Genomic DNA, 3,247 nt, shown 5'->3' with positions numbered 1-3,247 from the left:
ACCCGCCTCGTTGCCCGTAGCGCATACATCGGTCGTACACCTACAACGGCGGACCGTCACGACTCTCTGACTCTACGAATTCAGCCTGTGTAGCCGACCAGATCAAGATAGAAAGTATGAGGACAAGCGCCGCGAGATTGCCTGCAATCGTTTAATTCAGCGTTTCTAGCTGGCTGCCCAGGGCTTCCGCTCTTTGGGGCTGACGACCCTGCGGTACGGGATCGCTTGCCACCCGGAAGAGGGGGTGTATCTACACCCTGAGCGCTGCCTTCGGGAACGAAGTACAGCAGAACCGCCCTACACGATGCCCGATGTCAGTGACCACTGCACCTGCAGGACGGGGCTCTAGCGCTTGCTCCAGGGCTCCTGGTACTCCGCCCTGGCCTCCCTACTCCGGGTCACCCTAATGCCCGATTAGTGTGGGTTCGGTCGGCTAGCCTCTACCGGGACCCGCACCCCGGCGAAACCGAAGCATCGGCGCAGACGCTCCCCTCGGCTACTTCGGGCATCACAAGCCACTCACAACAGGCTTACCAGTATCAGCTTGGCGCGGTATCGTAAGACAACTTCGAAGCGCTCCGTCGCCCAGGACCACTGCAGTACTGGTAGAACAAAAGGTTCTTCCCCAGAAAGGCTCTCTTCCAGTGACAGTTATCGAATCGGACCTTCTCATCAACACCGAAGAATTGAAAGAGGACGACGACAGCCAGATAGATGAATACTCCCTAGTTGCGTCGCCAAATGACTTCAACACCCTGACCATAAATAGTTTCATTGAGCAGGGTGCTATTAAAATCCCATCCTTCCAGCGAAACTATGTGTGGGACCGAAGGCGAGCTTCGAAGCTGATTGAATCGCTCATTCTAGGACTTCCCGTTCCTCAAATATTCCTTTACGAGCAAAGCAATAACGATTTTCTCGTTATCGACGGGCAGCAGCGTCTAATGACAGTCTTTTTCTTCGCTAAGCAACGATTTCCTCGCAAAGAGAAGCGGAGCATACTCAGGAAATTCTTCAACACTGAGGGCGGGATCGCTGCCGACATACTCGAGGATGATCAGTACTTCGAAACGTTCAAATTGAGCTTGCCAAATCTATCAGCCCAAAAAAAGAATAAGTTCTCCGGCTTGACCTATGACACTCTCGGCACCTACAAGCGGCAATTCGACCTGAGGCCCATCAGGAACGTCATCGTTAAACAAGTAAGCCCGGAGAACGACAACTCCTCGATCTTTGAGATGTTCAACCGCCTCAACACTGGCGGCGTAAATCTGAATCCACAGGAAATACGCGCGAGCCTATATCATTCGAAGTTCTTTGATAGAATCTTCGAGCTCAACGAGGAAAGCAAGTGGCGCGACTTGCTGGGCTCGCCAGAACCCGATTCTCGAATGAAAGATATCGAGGTGATCCTGCGCAGCCTCGCGCTACGAGAGGGTACAGAGCAATACGGAGGCTCAATGACGGCCTTCGTAAATCGCTTCTGCCAAGAATCAAAATCGTTTTCTGCTGCAAGGATCGAAAGAATCTCGAGCGAATGGCTTTGGTTTATGGATTTGAACTCCGCAAGCACGCGCAATACCTATAAAGCAGGATCCTCCCGGTTCAGTCCCCTCCTCTTCGAGTCCATCTATACTGCCGCTTTGAGCCTGCGAGATGAAGGAAGGGTGCTATCTCGTATAGAACCAGGGTGGGTCGAATCAATCGGAAGAAACACTGAATTTACGAAACACGCACAAGAAGGGTCTACCAAGACACTAAACGTCAAGAACCGCTTGAGGGCCACGGAGGAACTACTTAAAGAGTTTGCTCGGTGAAATCGCTGACCCCGGTACAGAGAATGTACCATGACAATAAGTACATCCTGGAGCACTTACGTAACGAGCGGCAATTTTCTTTCCACGCGTCTCTTCAAACCACGCTCCCTAAGGTACTCCTCCTGGCTGCTGCCAGTGAATTCGAAGAGGGAGTGTCAGAAACAATACGCGACTATATCCGCGAGCATGCAACCGACGATAACAAAATCCTTGAACTAGTGAACCAGAAAGCAATCCATCGCAATTACCATTCTCTTTTTGACTGGAACGCGCGAAACGCAACAAACTTTTGGGCATTATTCGGTTCCGGCTTCAAGTCTGGGATGAGGAAATACTGCCAGGGGCGCGCCGATCTCACTCGGTCCATATCTGCATTTATGGAGATAGGATCGTTGCGCAACTATCTCGTACACAATAATTATGCAATTGCAGTGTTAGACAAGACCGTGGACGAGGTTTACGATGTCTATGAACAAGGGCGCCCCTTCGTGGAAGAGCTACCTCAGCTACTTCGGATGAGCTTCTGACAACTCATGCATCGAGACATTAATAGAAAGCGGTTCGCGACCCGAACCAACCCCAGCCTGCTCTAAGCACCGGCGAGAAGTCGACCTTCAACGTACTCGGATACGTAGCGAGGAGCTCAGTTAGGTGGCTCACCACCAGCGGCGTGTAGCAGGGCGGCGGCAGGCTCACCGCAGACCGGCTCGGGGACAAATGCGGGATGATCTTGTGGGCTCCGGTTGCAACGTAGACTATTTGCCCAGCTCAGCTGGCCAAAACAGCCGAAGTGGCCTCCGCTCTCCTAAAGCGGGTGCCGCAGGTGCGAATCATGCCGGGGGCACTCTGTTCGACCAGTATCGAAGCACCCTTGACCAGCGGGAACGTTGGCTGAGGGCTTTTTGACGTGTCCGGTGGTGTACGGCTGTAGCTGATCGTTGGCGGGTGTCTGTGCCAAATACGTGTGCACGACCGCCGACATGCACATTCTCACCAGACCCATCACACCACCAGCCATCACCGTTGGCCCGCCACCCGAGGTCCGCAATGTCCGATTCTAAGAAAGTGCTTCAAAACAGCCTCCGCAGCCGCTAAACCCGCATGTCATCGAGGGTGCTCCCCGCGCACGCGGGGATGCTCCCCGGATCTCGGGCTGCGGCGCGCCGGTCGGGTTGTGCTCCCCGCGCACGCGGGGATGCTCCCGGTCTCAAGTGCATAACGAGCGTGACAGATCGCGCTCCCCGCGCACGCGGGGATGGTCCCGCCCCGGCGTCCCGGATGGTCGACTCAATGCCGTGCTCCCCGCGCACGCGGGGATGGTCCCCCACGGTTACCGGTACTACATTCGTAGGTCCGCTGGGAATGGGTCACCGCGTCGCCGGTAGTGGCTGATCAGAGCACGTGTCTGATGAAGCCGCCGGAAGTGTGAC

Annotated in this window: 2 protein-coding genes; both read left to right on the top strand. The window is 54.7% G+C overall.

Annotated features, from left to right (window positions below; translation table 11 throughout):
• Positions 1-644: 644 nt before the first annotated feature.
• Complete coding sequence (locus BLR04_RS39285; protein WP_090774267.1) at positions 645-1,817, top strand: GmrSD restriction endonuclease domain-containing protein; 1,173 nt, start codon at positions 645-647, stop codon at positions 1,815-1,817.
• Positions 1,814-2,344, top strand: coding sequence for a HEPN domain-containing protein (locus BLR04_RS40335; RefSeq protein WP_143022455.1), 531 nt, complete (start codon positions 1,814-1,816; stop codon positions 2,342-2,344). Before BLR04_RS39285 ends, BLR04_RS40335 begins: the two co-directional genes overlap by 4 nt.
• Positions 2,345-3,247: the final 903 nt, after the last annotated feature.

Origin of the sequence: Nonomuraea maritima, assembly GCF_900100395.1 — a bacterium.
GTDB classification, from domain to species: Bacteria; Actinomycetota; Actinomycetes; order Streptosporangiales; family Streptosporangiaceae; genus Nonomuraea; species Nonomuraea maritima.
This window is presented reverse-complemented; position numbering and strand designations above follow the sequence as displayed.